At 72.9% G+C, this 236-nt stretch carries 1 pseudogene; it reads right to left on the reverse strand.

The features are described 5' to 3' along the window. Positions 1-236 (reverse strand): annotated as a pseudogene (locus PA598K_RS37035) (ABC transporter ATP-binding protein); the annotation flags it as partial.

Raw genomic sequence — 236 nt, forward strand, 5'->3', positions numbered from 1 at the left:
CGAGCAGCGGCACCAGCTCCGTCAGCGCGATGACCGCGTCCAGCTTGGCCTGCCGGGTCGACTCGTCCAGCTTGCTGCCGCGCAGCATATCCGTCAGCTCCAGCGCCACCGTCTTGTGCACGAACAGCGTCTGCGGCTGCTGCGGCAGGATCGCCAGCCCTTGCCCGGCGGGACCTGCGCCGCGCGCCGGGTCGACTCCGAGCGCCCGCACCTGACCCTGCTGCGGCCGCAGCAGG

It is taken from the genome of Paenibacillus sp. 598K (assembly GCF_003851045.1).
GTDB lineage: Bacteria > Bacillota > Bacilli > Paenibacillales > Paenibacillaceae > Paenibacillus_D.